Annotated in this window: 11 protein-coding genes; 10 read left to right on the top strand and 1 reads right to left on the bottom strand. The window is 64.9% G+C overall.

Annotation, left to right across the window (positions count from 1 at the left end; all coding sequences use genetic code 11):
• Positions 1 to 91: 91 nt before the first annotated feature.
• Together ACT6QG_RS06795 and ACT6QG_RS06790 are read left to right on the top strand one after the other, a co-directional pair.
• Entirely contained in the window at positions 92 to 2,242 is a 2,151-nt protein-coding gene (locus ACT6QG_RS06795) for a glycosyltransferase family 2 protein (protein ID WP_444976798.1), read from the top strand.
• 155 nt (positions 2,243 to 2,397) lie between these two features.
• Entirely contained in the window at positions 2,398 to 3,453 is a 1,056-nt protein-coding gene (locus tag ACT6QG_RS06790; RefSeq protein WP_444976797.1) for a cytochrome-c peroxidase, read from the top strand.
• Positions 3,454 to 3,534: 81 nt separating this feature from the next.
• Here the strand turns inward: ACT6QG_RS06790 and hpt are convergent, their stop codons facing one another.
• A complete protein-coding gene (gene hpt / locus ACT6QG_RS06785) occupies positions 3,535 to 4,071 on the bottom strand; it encodes a hypoxanthine phosphoribosyltransferase (protein ID WP_444976796.1) in 537 nt (178 codons plus the stop codon).
• A 315-nt stretch (positions 4,072 to 4,386) separates the two neighbouring features.
• On the opposite strand from hpt, the gene rimP reads away from it, so the two are divergent.
• From rimP to pnp, 8 genes are all read left to right on the top strand, one after another.
• The gene (rimP, locus tag ACT6QG_RS06780) at positions 4,387 to 5,202 is read left to right on the top strand and encodes a ribosome maturation factor RimP (protein WP_444976795.1); all 816 of its coding nucleotides are present in this window, start codon (positions 4,387 to 4,389) and stop codon (positions 5,200 to 5,202) included.
• Positions 5,202 to 6,821 (top strand): transcription termination factor NusA, encoded by a 1,620-nt coding sequence (gene nusA, locus ACT6QG_RS06775; protein ID WP_444976794.1) that lies wholly within the window; start codon positions 5,202 to 5,204, stop codon positions 6,819 to 6,821. The genes rimP and nusA overlap by 1 nt, the downstream gene beginning before the upstream one ends.
• A gap of 19 nt (positions 6,822 to 6,840) precedes the next feature.
• Complete coding sequence (locus ACT6QG_RS06770; RefSeq protein ID WP_444976793.1) at positions 6,841 to 7,791, top strand: RNA-binding protein; 951 nt, start codon at positions 6,841 to 6,843, stop codon at positions 7,789 to 7,791.
• The gene (gene infB / locus ACT6QG_RS06765) at positions 7,788 to 10,901 is read left to right on the top strand and encodes a translation initiation factor IF-2 (protein WP_444976792.1); all 3,114 of its coding nucleotides are present in this window, start codon (positions 7,788 to 7,790) and stop codon (positions 10,899 to 10,901) included. Before ACT6QG_RS06770 ends, infB begins: the two co-directional genes overlap by 4 nt.
• Before the next feature lie 323 nt (positions 10,902 to 11,224).
• Complete coding sequence (gene rbfA, locus ACT6QG_RS06760; RefSeq protein ID WP_444976791.1) at positions 11,225 to 11,647, top strand: 30S ribosome-binding factor RbfA; 423 nt, start codon at positions 11,225 to 11,227, stop codon at positions 11,645 to 11,647.
• Positions 11,644 to 12,714 (top strand): tRNA pseudouridine(55) synthase TruB, encoded by a 1,071-nt coding sequence (gene truB / locus ACT6QG_RS06755; protein WP_444976790.1) that lies wholly within the window; start codon positions 11,644 to 11,646, stop codon positions 12,712 to 12,714. The genes rbfA and truB overlap by 4 nt, the downstream gene beginning before the upstream one ends.
• Positions 12,715 to 12,966: 252 nt before the next feature.
• Positions 12,967 to 13,236, top strand: a complete 270-nt coding sequence (rpsO, locus tag ACT6QG_RS06750; RefSeq protein ID WP_444976789.1) for a 30S ribosomal protein S15 — start codon at positions 12,967 to 12,969, stop codon at positions 13,234 to 13,236.
• A gap of 322 nt (positions 13,237 to 13,558) precedes the next feature.
• On the top strand, positions 13,559 to 15,739 hold the full coding sequence (gene pnp / locus ACT6QG_RS06745; RefSeq protein ID WP_444976788.1) for a polyribonucleotide nucleotidyltransferase: 2,181 nt from the start codon (positions 13,559 to 13,561) through the stop codon (positions 15,737 to 15,739).
• Positions 15,740 to 15,879 lie beyond the last annotated feature (140 nt).

The following is a 15,879-nucleotide window of genomic DNA, read 5'->3' as shown; positions in this document are numbered from 1 at the left end:
GCAGCATCCACACACCGCTCATGCGCTTGCTTTTGCGGGCACAGGAGTGCTTCAACAGCCCGTGCACTGCGAAGGAAGCTGCTGGCCTGCCATGATGACCACACATATCCCTCCCCGCTGGCTGCGCGGCGCGGCTGATGCCCCGGACACATGGCTCTTTCGCCTGCCCTGGCGCATGCGGGCGCTGCGGGCTGAGCAGATGTGCATCTTCGTGGTCACCCATGCCGGGCCGGACCCGCGCCTTCACGCTCTCGACAGGAAGGGCGCGGTCCTCGCGACCGCCATGCTGGAAGAGGGCGAACCCGGTGCGGTTCTTCTGCCCGAAGGGACGCATCGAATCAGGATCTCATGTGCAGCGGGCAATATGCCGCGCCTTGGCCACTATCCCTTCAGCAAGGTGGAACTGAAACTGCACGCCTTTGTGCAGGGCAGCTTTGATGAGCCCTCCGTCGCCCGGCGCTGGAAAGCCGCGGGGGCAGCCGCGCGCACGCTGCGGGGCGCGCTGACAGCGCTGGTGGAAACCACCGGCGGCCGCTCCCGCCGGGATATCGCCCGCTACCAGCGCTTTCGCGCCCGCCATGTGGAAGACCTTGCCGTCGTTCCGGCTCCCGATGCCGCTCCCCGCCTCGCCTTCATCAGCGCCGCCGCGGACTCGTCTTCCGCCAGTCTGCTGGCCTGCGCACTGGCGCTGGCGCGGCAGAATGACCCGCATTTCGAGTGGATCATCGCCCTGCCGCCGGAGCGGGCCGGTGACGCCGAAGCCCTTTCCGCCCTCCTGCGCCCGGCCTTTTCCACCTTCTCCATTCCCCCCTTCCAGATCGTCCATGCGCGGGAAAGCAGCCTGCCAGCCCAGCTTCAGGCGGCCTTGATGGCCACACAGGGCGGGCTCATCTGCCCGCTCGCTCCCGATGTCCGCCCCACACGTGATGCGGTGGCGATGCTGCGCGATGCCTTTGCCCGTCATGATGACTGCGCGCTCGCCTATAGCGATGAGGAGGAGCTGGACAGCACCGGCACCCCCGTGCGCGGCATTTTCAAGCCGGCCTTCAACCCGCATCTGCTTCAGGCCAGTTTCTATATGGGCCACCTTCTTGCCCTGAAGCGCACCGATGCGCTGCGGCTGGGTTTCGCCCCGAATGCGGGGCAGGCCTGCCTCTATGACCTGCTCCTGCGCCATACGGCGGAGCTGATGCCCGCACAGGTGCGCCATATTCCCCGCATCGGCTGCGGTGCGCATGGCGCGGCCCGGCCCGGCTTTGCACCAGACACCCTGCCCCAGGCTGCCGCCATGCTGGAGCGCGCTTTGGGTGTGCCGGTGGAGATGAGCGCGGATGGCCGCCATCTGCGCCCGCTTTTCCCCCTGCCCAGCCCGCAACCGCTGGTCTCCATCGTCATTCCCACCCGAGACCGGGCGGACCTGCTGGGCATGGCCCTGCGCACCCTGATCGGGAATACCACCTATCGCGCCTTTGAGATCATCATTGTCGACAACGGGTCTGTCGAGGCGGAGACCTTCGCGCTTTTTGACGAGATCCGCGCCGCATGGCCCCAGACGCTGATCGTGCGCGACGATGGTGATTTCAACTATCCGCGCATCTGCAATACGGGCGTTGAGCAGGCGAAGGGCGAGCTGATCCTGCTGCTCAACAATGATATCGAGGTCATTGATGGCGGATGGCTCAGCGAGATGGTGAGCCTGAGCGCCCTGCCCCGCGCCGGCGTGGTGGGCGCCAAGCTGCTGTATCCGGACAGGACCGTGCAGCATGCCGGCGTCATTGTCGGGCTGTTCCGCTATGCCGGCCACTGGTTCGCCCATGCCGGCGCACAGGCGGGCGGATATGAGGACCGGCTGCTGGTGCGGCAGAATCTCTCGGCAGTCACCGGCGCCTGCCTGCTCATCCGCCGCGATGTCTGGAACATCACCGGCCCGCTGGATGAGGTGCGCTTCGCCGAAGACTGCAATGACATCGACCTGTGCCTGCGGGCGCGACGGGCGGGCTTTGACGTGGTGTTCACCCCCTATACGGGCCTGATCCACCATGAGTCGGTCTCCCGCGGGAAAAAGCGCTCCAAGGCGCACCGCGAAAGGCTCAAGGCGCAGCGCGCGCGGATGGAGGAGTGCTGGGGCACCTCACGGATGGTGGACCCGCACTACAACCCCAATCTTGCCCGCAAGAGCCTGTATGCCGCGCTGGCCGACCAGCCCGAAGGCCCGCGCGAGCCGCGCACCAGCGAGATCTGAGGCGCGAAACCCCTCCCCCGGACAACTTGTCACAACCGGTTTCCTGTGCGTTATCCCCAGTCTTGTTACTGGCCTCTGTTTGGAATTAATCAAAATCAAGGCGGGACTTCCAGTATTGCGCTAGCCTCCGGGATAGCAAAGTATGGGGGTCTGAAATGAAGAAGACACTTCTGGCGCTACTGATGACCAGTGCGCTTGCCTTTCCGGTTTCTGCAATGGCGGCAACCGAAAATCTGCGGGAATCCGCGCTTGAACTGTTCAAGCCGCTGCCTTCCACAATTCCCGCCCTGAAGGACAACAAGATCACGGATGAGAAGATCGAGCTCGGCAAGAAGCTCTTCTTTGATCCGCGCCTGTCCGCGTCCGGCGTATTCAGCTGCAACTCGTGCCACAACCTGGCGACGGGTGGTGCGGACAATCTGGAAACCTCCATCGGCCATGGCTGGCAGCGCGGCCCGCGCAACTCGCCGACCGTGTTCAACTCCGTGCTGAACGAGGCCCAGTTCTGGGACGGCCGCGCGAGCGACCTGAAGGAACAGGCCAAGGGCCCGATCCAGGCCAGCGTGGAAATGGCGAACACCCCTGAAAATGTGGTGAAGACGCTGAAGAGCATCCCGGCCTATGTGAAGGAGTTCCAGGAGTCCTTCCCCAAGGAGAAGGATCCTGTCACGTTCGACAACATGGCCCGCGCCATCGAGGCTTATGAAGCCACCCTGCTGACGCCCTCGCCCTTCGACGCGTGGCTGAACGGCAATGATGACGCCCTGACCGCCGAGCAGAAGAAGGGCCTCGCCCTGTTCATCGACAAGGGCTGCACCGCCTGCCACAACGGCGTGAATGTTGGCGGCAACGGCTACTATCCCTTCGGCCTGATCGAAAAGCCCGGCGCGGAAATCCTGCCCGCGGACGACAAGGGCCGCTTTGCCGTGACGGAAACGGCGGACGACGAATATGTGTTCCGCGCCGCCCCGCTGCGCAATGTGGCGCTGACCGCCCCCTACTTCCACTCCGGCAAGGTGTGGAGCCTGGAGACGGCTGTCGCCATCATGGCTGAATCCCAGCTCGGCGAGAAGCTGAACGATCAGGAAGTGAAGGACATCGTGGCCTTCCTCCACTCGCTGACGGGCAAGGCGCCCACCACGACCATTCCGGTCCTGCCGGCCTCCACGGCGGCGACTCCGCGCCCGACGGCCGAAGTCATCAAGCAGTGATCCGAGAGTGAAAACAGAAGGCCCCGGTGAAAACCGGGGCCTTTCATTTGTGGCTGGAACTGATCTTCAGGACATGTCCGCCTATTCGAGACCCTCGACATGGCCGATATAGGGAAGCTGACGGAAGGCATGGGCGATATCCATGCCATAGCCCACGACGAACACATCCGGGCATGTGAAGCCCACGAAATCGGCCTTGATGCTGACAGCGCGCTTGCCCGGCTTTTCCAGCAGCACGCACACCAGCACCCGCCGCGCGCCGCGCGCCATCAGCAGGTCCTTCGCATAAGCCAGCGTGCGGCCTGATTCGAGAATATCGTCGATCAGCAGCACATCGCGGCCGCGCACATCGCTTTCCACATCGCGCAGCACTTCCACATAGCCGGTGGAAATCATGCCCTTCTTGTAGGAAGACAGATGCATGAACTCGACCTCCGGCACGAGGCCGGAAGCGTGCATGGCGCGCAGGAGGTCTGCCGCGAACATGAACGAGCCCTTGAGCACCGCCACGGCCAGAAGCTGGTGCGGCGCACTGGCCGCGATCTCGGTCGCCAGGCTCCGGTTGCGTTCAGCGATGCGATTCTCGTCATAGAGAACGGTGATATTGGGAAGAGACATGGTTCCTCACAGCGGGGGGAAGTGAAGATGGACCGGAAAGGGCGTACTCGTCCAGACCTTGAGACAAACACGCGCCAGTTCAGACCTTCTTCACATCATCTTCTTGCGTGAGCGGCGATTGTGGTTATATTGGCCCTATCCCGAGTAAGGGATACCTCAGCGCCATCGTAGACGAAGGTGATGAGAGTGGGTTCCATCGGGATCCGCTCCGTTTTCGTTTATCTGGTGCTCCCGGGCCGGCTTCGGCCGCCGGGATAACGCATTCAACCCGCGTTCCGCGCTTCTGACGCCAACGCATATCCGTCCCGGAGGGACATGACCGAGAGCATCGCAGTGCGCGACGACCAGAATGAGCCGCGCCTCATCACCGAATCCGGCGTGGCCGCCCGCGTGGCCGCTATCGCCGAAGGCGTGCTGGGCACGCTGGGCTTCCGCCTCGTGCGGGTGAAGGTGACGAATCGCGATGGTGGCACCGTGCAGATCATGGCCGAGCGGCCGGATGGCACCATGACCATCGACGATTGCGAAGCGGCCTCGCGCGCCCTCTCTCCCGTTTTGGACGTGGATGACCCGATCTCCGGCGCCTACCGGCTGGAAATGTCCTCACCCGGCATTGACCGCCCGCTCGTGCGCCGCACCGATTTTGCCCGCTGGGCCGGCCATGAGGTGAAGCTGGACATGACCGTTCCGGTCAATGGCCGCAAGCGCTTCCGTGGCGAGCTGATCGGCGTCGAGGGTGACGAGGCGCTGGTGCGCCGCCCGGACGCGCCGGCTGGCGAGGATCCTGTCGTGCGCCTGCCCATGGGGGATGTGCATGATGCCAAGCTCATGCTCACCGACGCCCTCATCGCCGAGGCCCTGCGTTCCGCCAAGGCGGCCGGGCGCGAGCTGAACGAGGAAGAGGAAGCCTTCCTGGACGACCTGGCCGCGCAGCAGGAGGGCGAGGGCGAAGAGGCTCCGGCCACCTTCCGCCCTGTCCGTGTCGGCCGCCCCAAGGGTCAGAACAAGAAGACCGGCGGCGGCAAGAGCGGCTCCAAGCCCAAGGCGAAGTCCAATGCCAAGCGCAAGCCTTTGCTTGCGGTTTCTGAAAACACCAAAACCAACGCCAGCACCGTGAAGGAGTCGCACTGATGGTAGCCGTCAGCGCAAACCGTCTGGAGCTTCTGCAGATCGCGGATGCCGTCGCGCGGGAAAAGTCCATCGACCGTGGCATCGTCATTGCTGCCATGGAAGACGCCATCGCCAAGGCCGCGCGCTCGCGCTATGGCCTTGAGACGGACATCCATGCCGACATCAATCCGCGCACCGGCGAGTTGCGCCTGGCCCGTCATCTGCTGGTGGTGGAAGAGGTCGAGAACCCCGCCACCGAAATCACCCTGGAAGCGGCGCGCCGCCACAACTCCGTGGCCCAGATCGGCGACACCATCGCCGACACCCTGCCGCCCTTCGATTTTGGCCGCATTGCCGCGCAGAGCGCCAAGCAGGTCATCGTGCAGAAGGTGCGCGAGGCGGAGCGTGACCGCCAGTATGACGAATTCAAGGACCGCATCGGCGAGGTCGTGAACGGCCTCGTGAAGCGTGCCGAATATGGCAATGTGGTTGTCGATCTCGGCCGTGGCGAAGGCATTCTGCGCCGCGACGAGCTGCTGCCGCGTGAAACGGTGAAGACCGGCGAGCGTATCCGCGCCTACATCTTCGATGTGCGCCGCGAGCAGCGCGGGCCGCAGATCTTCCTCTCCCGCACCCATCCCCAGTTCATGGCCAAGCTGTTCGCGCAGGAAGTGCCCGAGATCTATGACAATATCGTCGAGATCAAGGCTGTTGCGCGTGACCCCGGCTCCCGCGCCAAGATCGCCGTCATCTCGCGCGATTCCTCGGTGGATCCGGTCGGCGCCTGCGTCGGCATGCGCGGCTCGCGCGTGCAGGCCGTGGTGAACGAGCTGCAGGGCGAGAAGATCGACATCATTCCGTGGAACCCGGACATCGCGACCTTCATCGTGAATGCGCTGGCGCCTGCCGAGGTGGTGAAGGTGGTTCTCGACGAGGACCGCGAGCGTATTGAAGTCGTGGTGCCGGATGCGCAGCTCTCGCTGGCCATCGGCCGTCGCGGCCAGAATGTGCGCCTCGCCAGCCAGCTCACCGGCTGGCACATCGACATCATGACCGAGCAGGAAGAGAGCGAGCGGCGCCAGAAGGAATTCTCCGAGCGCAGCAAGATGTTCTCTCAGGCTCTGGATCTGGATGAGATGATCGGCCAGCTTCTGGCTTCCGAGGGTTTCACCTCGGTCGAGGAAGTGGCCTATGTGCCGCTGGCGGAACTCTCTTCCATCGAGGGCTTCGATGACGATACGGCCGCGGAATTGCAGGCCCGTGCGCTCAAGAAGCTGGCGGAAGAGGAAGCCGCGCTGGATGCCCGCCGGAAGGAACTGGGCGTTGCGGACGAGCTGAAGACCCTGCCCGGCATTACCGGCCCCATGCTCGTTGCACTGGGTGAGGACGACATCAAGACTGTCGAGGATCTCGCCGGCTGCGCCACCGATGATCTCGTTGGCTGGAAAGAGCGCAAGGATGGCGAGACCATCGAGCATGCCGGCGCGCTCAGCGGCTTCGAGTTTTCCCGCCATGATGCCGAACAGCTGATCATGCAGGCGCGCTTTGTCGCCGGCTGGATCGAGGCTGAGGATCTTGAGCTTGGAACTGTTGGCGAGAGCATTGAGGGCGATGATTCCGCCCCTTCTGCTGACGTCTGAGATAAGGAGATGACCCCTGGTGCTCGCGAGAATGGTCGAGGAAGAGACGGACATGGGGCCGCGCAGCGTTGCTGCCGCGCGGGGACCGCTGTCGCGCCTGTGCCTTGCCTCTCGCGAGGTGACGCCGGTGGACGACATGCTGCGCTTCGTGGTGGGGCCGGACGGACAGATCGTCCCGGATCTCGCCCGTAAGCTGCCCGGACGCGGCGCATGGGTGAGCGCCACCCGCGCCGCGGTTGAAACAGCGCTCAAGCGCAAGGCTTTTGCGCGCGCCTTCAAGGGCAAGGGGACAGCCGGTCCCGAACTGATCACCCTGATTGATCACCTTCTCGAACAGGACATGCGCGCCGCCCTTTCCCTGGCCAACAAGGCCGGGCAGGTGGTGACAGGCGCGATGAAGGTTGAGAGCGCTCTCGTCTCCGGGCAGGTGCGCGTGCTGCTGCATGCCTCCGATGCCCGCCCGGACGGAGTGCGCAAGCTCAATGCCACGGTGCGCCAGATCCATGCCGCTGGCGCCATTGCCCCCGCCATTGTCGATTGCCTGTCCGGAATTGATTTGGACTTGGCATTGGGGCGGTCAAATGTGGTACATGCGGCGCTGCTTGCGCATCCGACGACGGCGAGATTCCTCTCGCGCTGCCGGAAGCTCGCGCGCTGGAAGGCCGGAACGGACACCAGCGCGGGCGGGCCAGTGAGCGCAGCGCGCAGCGACCGGCTTCCCGATGATCATGAAACCCATGATCTGGCCAAAAGTGGCCATGAACAGGGTTTTGGAAGCGAAATTGACCCAGACCACAGTGGTCAGGGTCACAATGGTCCAGAATTTGGCGGCCATGACCCCATGCAGAAGGGTCATGATCGCAGGCCGGAGCGGAACCTGAATGCAGGAACCGAACCGGCCCGCCGAGAAAGCATTGGACAAGAGTGCAGCCGTGCGCCCGGCCGGATGCAAGGAACGGAAACGGAATGAACGATACGAAGACACCCGGCGACAAGACGCCCCCCCCCTCTACTGGCAAGACGCTGACCCTCAAGCGCCCGGTGGAACAGGGAACGGTGCGCCAGAGCTTCAGCCACGGCCGCTCAAAGCAGGTCGTGGTCGAGAAGGTGAAGCGCCGCGTCATCGCTCCTGCTGATGCTGCCGCCACACCGGCCGCTCCCGCTCCTGCACCGGCCAAACCTGCTGCGGCCGCGCCCCAGCCTCCGGTGAAGGAAACCGTGGCGACGGCTCCCGCCGCACCGGCGAAGCCTGCCCCTCAGGCTGCCGCACCAGCCACACCCGCGCCTGTCGCCGAGCAGCCCAAGGCTGAGCCGGTTGTTGCAGCGCCCGTCAAGGCGCCCGAGGCGCCGGTTGCGGCAAGCACGCCCGAGCCGGTAAAGGCCGCCCCCGTGCAGGAAGCCCCTGCCAAGGCCGAACCCGTCAAGACAGAACCGGCAAAGGCCGCTGCGCCGAAGCCGGCCGAGCCGGCCGCAGCACCTGCACGCCCGGCCGCGCAGGCGCCCCGCACCTCGGAACAGGCTCCGCGCGGCAACCGCGCGCAGGATGCCGGTTCCACCCGTACGGGTGCGTCCCAGTCCCAGAATCGTCCCGGCTCCGGGCTCCAGCGTGCGGGTGCCGGCGCAGGTGGTGCAAATGCGGGTCGTCCCGGCCAGCAGCGCACCGGTGGACAGCAGGACCGTCGTTCTGGTGGTCCCGGTGGAGCCAGCGGCCGCCCCGGCCAGCGTCAGGGCGGTTCCGGCGTGGTTCTGCGCACACTGACCGAGGAAGAGCGCAATGCCCGCGCCTCTGCCCTTGCTGATGCACGTGCGCGTGCTGTCGAAGAGCAGAAGATGGCGGAAGAGCGCCGCATCGCCGAGGAAGAGGCCCGTCGTCGCGCCGAGCGTGAACGCGCGGAACGTGCCGAGCGTGAGGCCGCCGAGGCCCGCAAGCGCGAGGAAGATGCCCGCCGCGCCCAGGAAGAAGAGAACAAGCGCCGCGCCGAGCAGGAGGCCCGCAAGCGTCTGGGGGCGGAGGAAACCACCTCTACCACGCGCGCTCCGGCTTCCGCCGCGCCCCGTCCGGCCGGCACTGCCAGCCGCACGGCTGCGGAGAGCGAGGATGAACGTCGTGCGCCCCGTCGTGGCCCCGGCGCGCGTCCGGTTGCGCCCGTCAAGGTGCCGCGTGCGCCTGCCGGCCCGGAGAAGCAGCGTGGCCGCCTCACCGTGGTCAAGGCCCTTTCCGGTGATGACGAGCGCCAGCGCTCGGTTGCCTCCTTCCGCCGCCGCACCCAGCGCATGAGCGGCAAGGGCAACCATCAGGAACAGAAGGAAAAGATCGCCCGTGAGGTGATCCTGCCCGAGACCATCACCATTCAGGAACTCGCCAACCGCATGTCGGAGCGGGGCGTGGATGTCATCCGCCTGCTGATGAAGCAGGGCCAGATGCTGAAGATCACCGATGTGATCGATGCCGACACCGCCGAGCTGATCGCCGCCGACATGGGTCACACCGTGCGTCGCGTTTCGGAATCGGATGTGGAAGAAGGCCTGTTCGATGCGCCGGATGCACCCGAGACCCTGAAGGACCGTCCGCCGGTCGTCACCATCATGGGCCATGTCGACCACGGCAAGACCTCGCTGCTGGATGCCCTGCGCGAAGCCAATGTCGTGTCTGGCGAGGCCGGTGGCATCACCCAGCATATCGGCGCCTATCAGGTGACCTCTCCGCTCGGTGGCAAGATCACCTTCATCGACACCCCCGGCCATGCCGCCTTCACCGCCATGCGCGCCCGCGGCGCCAAGGTGACGGACATCGTGGTGCTGGTGGTGGCGGCGGATGACGGCGTGATGCCGCAGACGGTGGAAGCCATCAACCACGCCCGCGCCGCCGGTGCGCCGGTCATTGTCGCCATCAACAAGATCGACAAGCCGGAAGCCAAGCCCGAGCGCGTGCGCACCGAGCTGCTCCAGCATCAGGTGCAGGTGGAAAGCCTGGGCGGTGAAACGCTTGAGGTGGAAATCTCCGCCAAGAAGCGCATCAATCTGGACAAGCTGCTCGAAGCCATCACGCTTCAGGCGGAAATGCTCAATCTGGAAGCCAACCCGGATCGCGCCGCCGAAGGCACGGTGGTGGAAGCCAAGCTCGATCGCGGCCGTGGCCCGGTGGCCACCGTGCTCGTGCAGCGCGGCACACTGCATGTGTCCGACATCGTGGTGGCAGGTGCCGAGTGGGGCCGCGTGCGCGCGCTCATCACCGATACCGGCGGAAACACCGCGGTGGCCGGCCCCTCCATGCCGGTCGAGGTGCTCGGCTTCAACGGCACGCCGGAGGCGGGTGACCGTCTCGCGGTTGTCGAGAATGAAGCACGGGCCCGCGAGATCACCGATTATCGCCAGCGCCAGAAGCGTGAGAAGGCGGCCGCCCGCAGCGCCACCATCCGCGGCTCCCTGGAGCAGATGATGAACCAGGTGAAGACCTCCAACGGCCGCAAGGAATTCCCGCTCATCATCAAGGGTGACGTGCAGGGTTCCGTGGAAGCCATCATCGGTGCGCTTGAGAAGCTGGGCAATGACGAGGTTCAGGCCCGCGTCATCCATTCCGGCGCCGGCGGCATCAATGAAAGCGACGTCACGCTGGCGGAGACCTCCGGCGCGGCCATCATCGCCTTCAATGTGCGCGCCAACAAGGAAGCCCGCGAGGCGGCCGAGCGTGCCGGCATCGAGATCCGCTACTACAACATCATCTATGATCTGGTGGATGACGTGAAGCAGGCGATGAGCGGCCTTCTGGCCCCCATCACCCGCGAGACCATGCTGGGCAATGCCGAGATCCGGCAGATCTTCGCCGTGTCGAAGGTCGGCAAGGTGGCCGGCTGCCTTGTCACCGATGGCGTGGTGGAGCGCGGCCAGCATGTCCGCCTCATCCGCGACAATGTGGTGATCCACGAGGGCAAGCTCTCCACGCTCAACCGCTTCAAGGATGCGGTCAACACCGTCCACTCCGGTCAGGAGTGCGGCATGTCCTTCGAGACTTATCAGGACATGCGCGAGGGCGATGTGATCGAGTGCTATCGCGTCGAGACCGTCCAGCGCTCGCTGTGATGCGCTGACGGCTTCATGTGAGGCCAAAGACCACAGACCGGGCGGGTGCCCATGCCCGCCCGGTCTTTCTTTCCCGCACCGGGACGTTTCCGGGTCGGCATTCCGCCACTCTTGCGTGGGAGAATGCCGGGGTTCCACCGTTTCACTGAAACAAAAGAACCATCCCGATTGACCGGCAGGCGCAGTGTCTTCAGATGAACCGGCAGGCGCCACGCCGAAACACCAAACGCATATGCTCAACCGGAGCGGAGCGGTCCAAACCCGCCTCCCCTCCCTGTTCAGAATGACGATGCCGCCAAGGCATCCAAGAGGCTCTCAGACTGATGAAATCCCAGGCCCGTACAGGCAGCGGCCCTTCCCAGCGCATGTTGCGTGTTGGCGAACTGGTGCGCCACGCCCTTGCCGACGCCCTTTCGCGCGGTGACCATATCGACCCCGTTCTCTCCGCACATATCATCACCGTGCCGGAAGTGCGCATGTCGCCGGATCTGAAGATCGCCACCTGCTATGTGATGCCGCTCGGCGGCAGCGACATTGCCCCCGTGCTCAAGGCGCTGGAGGCCAACAAGGGCCATCTGCGCCATGAGGTGGCGCGCCGTGTCGAGCTGAAATCGGCGCCCGAGCTGCGCTTCCGCAAGGATACGTCCTTTGATGAAGGCGCCCGCATGGATGCCCTGCTGCGCTCCCCCAAGGTGGTGCGTGACCTTGCCGCCGATGATGACAATGAAGAGACACAAGCTGAATGACCGAAGGTTCATCCGCCCCGAAGGTGCCCGCCCCTGAGAGCGCCGCCGATGATGCCGCGCGCCCGGCCGGGAAGCCGCGTCGCCAGCACAACAGCCAGCCCCGCGCCCCGCGTCGCGATCTGGATGGCTGGATCCTGCTCGACAAGCCGGTAGGCATCACCTCCACCCAGGCCGTGGGTGCGGCCAAGCGCCTGTTCAGCGCCAAGAAGGCCGGCCATGCCGGCACGCTGGATCCGCTGGCCTCCGGCTGCTTGCCCATCGCCTTTGGCGAGGCCACCAAGACCGTTCCCTATGTGATGGACGGGCGCAAGACCTATCGCTTCACCGTGCATTTCGGTATCGAGACCGACACGGACGATGCCGAGGGCAAGCCGGTGGCAACATCGGACAAGCGCCCGACGGATGAGGAGATTCTTGCAGCCCTCCCGGCTTTTGTCGGCGAGATCATGCAGGTGCCACCCGCCTATTCGGCGCTGAAGATTGCCGGCGAGCGCGCCTATGATCTGGCCCGTGATGGCGAAACGGTGGTGCTGGAGGCCCGTCCTGTCACCATCTACAGCCTGGTGCTGGTCGAGCGTCCCGATGCGGACCATGCGGTTCTGGAAGCCGAATGCGGCAAGGGCACCTATGTGCGCGCCATTGCGCGAGACCTTGGCCGCATGCTGGGTGCACATGGCCATGTGGCCACCCTGCGCCGCACCAGCGTCGGCCCCTTCCTGGAAGAGGATCTCGTGCCGCTGGACGAGCTGCGCGAGCGGGCCGAGGCCGGTGAGGAAGCGCTGATGGAAGTGCTGGATCCGGTGGATTGCGCGCTGGAGGAACTGCCGCACCTCTCCATCTCCCCGCAGGATGCCCACCGCATGCGCTGCGGCCAGAGCGTCATTCTGCGCGGGCGTGATGCCCCGATCGTGGAAGGCCATGCGGCCGTGTTCTGCCAGGAGGCGCTCATCGCCATTGGCGATGTGGAAGGCGGCGAGATTTTCCCCCACCGTGTCTTCAACTGGGCAAGGCGCGCACCACCCCCGCCGCGCGGCCTGAAGCCTGCCTCCAGAAGCGGGCAGGACTGAATTTTCCCCACCCGGGGCCGGAGCACTCCCATCCGGAGAGGCTCCATCCCGTGGGAGAACCGGCGTGTTTTCAATATAACGCTGGTTCACAAGGCAAAAGCCGCTATAGTTCGCGGCGCACGGGTGGCCAAAGCGCCACCTGATGGCTTCGACCGTGCTGGACGACATCCCGGCCCGGCCGCAAGGCGGCTTCCTCCTGCCCCGGCAGATCAGGAAACGCCATTTCTGACCCTCTTTTGAAAGGATATACCGATGTCGATCACTGCCGAGCGCAAGCAGGAACTGATCAAGGAATACGGGACCAAGGAAGGTGACACCGGTTCGCCGGAAGTGCAGGTTGCCGTTCTCACCGAGCGGATCGTGAACCTCACCGGTCACTTCAAGTCCCACCACAAGGACAACCACTCCCGTCGCGGGCTTCTCAAGCTCGTGTCGCAGCGCCGCAGCCTTCTCGACTATCTGAAGCGGAAGGATGAGGCGCGCTACAAGTCCCTGATCGGCCGTCTCGGCCTGCGCCGCTGATGTGACAGGGCCGGCCGCTCCGGCTGCCGGCGCCGACACATGGAACCGACCCCGCCTGCCACATGCCGGTGGGGCCGTTTCCGGCCTTCGGGCCACCCGCCCCACCGGGGCAAAACTGGGCCATATGGCCCGCAACTGACCGGGTGGGAGACGAGCGGAAGAGAGTCATGGCAGGATCGCCGGGCGCAACCCTCACCAACCCGAGGCCGCCCGGCCTGCCCTGCAGGCGAACAGGCGCTGTGATGATGCGCCCGGCCGTCTTGCTCATGGCTCAAGCAGTTTCCGGCTCGCTCTCTTCACCAGCAAGAGAAAGACGAAACGCATGTTCGAGATTCACAGCGAAACGCTGGATTGGGGCGGGCAGCCCCTTACTCTCGAGACCGGCAAGATGGCCCGCCAGGCCGACGGTTCCGTGCTCGCCACCTATGGCGACACCAAGGTTCTGGCGACCGTGGTTTCCGCAAAGGAAGCCAAGCCCGGCCAGGACTTCTTCCCCCTGACCGTGAACTATCAGGAAAAGACCTACGCTGCTGGCCGCATTCCCGGCGGCTACTTCAAGCGCGAGGGTCGCCCTTCCGAGAAGGAGACGCTGGTCTCCCGCCTCATTGACCGCCCGATCCGCCCGCTCTTCCCGGCCGGCTACAAGTGCGACACGCAGGTTGTCGTCACCGTTCTGGCGCACGACCTTGAAAACGATCCCGATATCGTTGCGCTGGTGGCGGCTTCCGCGGCTCTCACCCTTTCCGGCGTGCCCTTCATGGGCCCGGTGGGTGCGGCCCGCGTCGGCTTCATCGATGGCGAATATGTGCTGAACCCCACCGTTGACGAAGTGAAGGAGAGCAATCTCGATCTCGTCGTGGCCGGCACCACCGATGCCGTGCTGATGGTGGAATCCGAAGCCAAGGAACTGCCCGAGGAGATCATGCTCGGCGCGGTCATGTTCGGCCACCGCCATTTCCAGCCGGTGATCGAGGCGATCATCCGCCTCGCCGAGAAGGCTGCCAAGGAGCCGCGCGACTTCCAGCCGCTCGACGTTTCCGCTGTCGAGGCCAAGGTGAAGGAAATCGCCGAGGCAGACCTGCGCGCCGCCTACAAGATCCGCAAGAAGCAGGACCGCTACGCCGCCATCGGCGAGGCCAAGGCCAAGGTCAAGCGCTTCTATGAGGAACTGGCCCTGACCGGCGCGGCCGTGCCCACCGCACAGGTGGTTGGCGATGTGCTGAAGGCGCTGGAAGCCTCCATCGTGCGCTGGAACATTCTGGACGAAGGCATCCGTATCGACGGCCGCGACGTGAAGACCGTCCGCCAGATCGTTTCGGAGGTCGGCATCCTGCCGCGCGCCCATGGCTCGGCCCTGTTCACCCGCGGCGAGACGCAGGCCCTCGTGGTCGCGACCCTCGGCACCGGCGAGGATGAGCAGTTCATCGACAGCCTGGAAGGCACCTACAAGGAGCACTTCCTGCTGCACTACAACTTCCCGCCCTTCTCCGTGGGCGAGACCGGCCGCATGGGTTCGCCCGGCCGCCGCGAGATCGGCCATGGCAAGCTGGCCTGGCGCGCCATCCACCCGATGCTGCCGGCCAAGCACGAGTTCCCCTACACCCTGCGCGTGGTGTCGGAGATTCTCGAATCCAACGGCTCGTCCTCCATGGCCACTGTCTGCGGCACCTCGCTGGCGCTGATGGATGCCGGCGTGCCGCTGCGTCGCCCGGTTGCGGGTATCGCCATGGGCCTCATCCTCGAGGGTGAGAAGTTCGCGGTGCTGACCGACATCCTCGGCGACGAGGATCATCTCGGCGACATGGACTTCAAGGTCGCCGGCACCGAGAATGGCATCACCTCGCTGCAGATGGACATCAAGATCGCCGGCATCACCGAGGAGATCATGAAGGTCGCCCTCGCCCAGGCGAAGGATGGCCGCACCCACATTCTGGGTGAGATGTCCAAGGCGCTCTCCACCGCGCGTGACGAGCTGGGCGAGCATGCCCCGCGCATCGAGGTGCTCCAGATCCCCGTGGACAAGATCCGCGAAGTGATCGGCTCCGGTGGCAAGGTCATCCGCGAGATCGTGGAGAAGACCGGCGCCAAGGTGAACATCGAGGATGACGGCACCGTCAAGATCGCTTCCGCCAATGGCGAGAGCATCAAGGCCGCCATCAACTGGATCAAGTCCATCGTTTCCGAGCCGGAAGTGGGCCATATCTATGATGGCACCGTGGTGAAGGTTGTCGATTTCGGCGCCTTCGTGAACTTCTTCGGCTCCAAGGACGGCCTTGTCCACGTTTCGCAGATGGCGAAGGAACGCGTGAACAAGCCTTCCGACGTGGTGAAGGAAGGCGACAAGGTGAAGGTGAAGCTGCTGGGCTTTGATGACCGCGGCAAGACCCGCCTTTCCATGAAGGTAGTGGATCAGGCCACCGGCGAAGATCTCGAAGCCAAGGAAAAGGCCGAGCGTGAGGCCGCCAAGGCCGCCGCCGCTTCCGAGGGCGAGAGCGCCGAGTGATGCACCTTCGGGTGCAGAGTGTCTGAAAACGCAATTGGAGAGAGCGGCCTTCGGGCCGCTCTTTTCATTTCGGAGCCCTTTTCATATCATCACAAGGACTTTCAGCTCCGGTCTTTCAACCAAGTCCTGCAAGGCGCGAT

The organism is Haloleucobacter ellipsoideus (genome assembly GCF_052491725.1).
The sequence above is the reverse complement of the archived record's forward strand: the minus strand, read 5'-3'. Positions and strand labels throughout refer to the sequence as shown.